A 1,183-nucleotide genomic window follows, 5' to 3' on the forward strand; every position below is an offset into this window, starting at 1 on the left:
CCGCCAAGAACGACTGGATTTCGCCCTCGAGGTGGTCGCGCAGCCAGGGGACGGCAGAACAGACCGCCCGCGTGGGGTGGTGCCGCGGGCGCCGGCGCGGTCCGGCGCAGTGCGACCCGCAGCCGGGCGGCCAGCTCGGCGAGATGGAACGGCTTGGGCAGGTAGTCGTCACCGCCGGCCGAGAAACCCGACAGCCGGTCCGCCAGCCCGTGCCGCGCGGTCAGGAACACGACCGGGGCGGTGAAACCGTTCGCGCGCATCGCCTGGCACACGTCCCGGCCGTCCGCGTCGGGCAGCCCGACGTCCAGCACGGCGGCGGACACCTCCGGGGTCGCCAGCCGCAGGGCGGTGGCGCCGTCGGCCGCGGTGAGCGTGTCGAACTCCTCGTCCTGCAGACCGCGCCGGAGCACGTCACGCAGGCCGTGATCGTCCTCGACGATCAGGATCGTCGGTCGCATGTCTCTCCATCGGCCCGTCGGCCGGGTCGGTCGGATCGGCCGTGCCCCGGTCGAGGGCACTGGGGAGAAATCGCTCGGGCAGCAGGCAGGCCAGGGCGGCGAGGAAGACACAGAGCCAGCCGGTGGCGAACAGCCAGCCGCCGACCACGTCGGTGAACCAGTGCACGCCCAGGAAGATCCGGGTCAGTCCGACCGCCGCCCCCCAGCAGGCGATCACCAGACAGGGCGCGGTCCGGCTGCGCGGGGAGCGGATCCACAGCGCCACGATCAGCAGCCCGGCGGCCAAGGCCGCCGTGGTGGTGTGGCCCGAGGGGTACGACAGGCCCGAGGCATGCGTCTGCCAGTCGTAGTGCGGCGGGCGGGCCCGGTGGACCAGGTCCATCACCCCGTACCGCAGCGCCTGGCCCACGCCGAGGCAGACCACGCCGAGCAGCACGGCGGCCGATCGCTCCCGCGTGGTGCGGCCCGCGAGCAGCCCGGCGACGACCACCAGCGCGTACGGCACGACGCCCGTGCCCGTGGCGGTCAGTCCGCGCGCCGCCGCCAGCGCCACCGGCGGGCGGTGCCCGACGGACCAGGAGAGCAGGGCGTGGTCCGGGGACAGCGGGGCGCCGTGGCCGAAGACCACCACCGCGGTCAGTGCCGCGAACGCCAGCCAGGCCCCCAGCCCCACTAGGCCCGAGCGCGCGGCGACCCTCCCGCCGGTCATGACCTGGGCAGCGGAC

Annotated in this window: 2 protein-coding genes; both read right to left on the reverse strand. The window is 75.1% G+C overall.

Translation table 11 applies throughout. The annotated features are described in order from the left end of the window. Positions 1-458: response regulator transcription factor (locus tag ACWEN3_RS46715; protein WP_452984548.1), on the reverse strand; the 458-nt coding region annotated here is incomplete at its 3' end. Continuing rightward, the gene (locus tag ACWEN3_RS46720; RefSeq protein WP_452984550.1) at positions 412-1,167 is read right to left on the reverse strand and encodes a phosphatase PAP2 family protein; all 756 of its coding nucleotides are present in this window, start codon (positions 1,165-1,167) and stop codon (positions 412-414) included. The genes ACWEN3_RS46720 and ACWEN3_RS46715, both read right to left, overlap by 47 nt. Positions 1,168-1,183 lie beyond the last annotated feature (16 nt).

The organism is Streptomyces sp. NPDC004561, assembly GCF_053602155.1.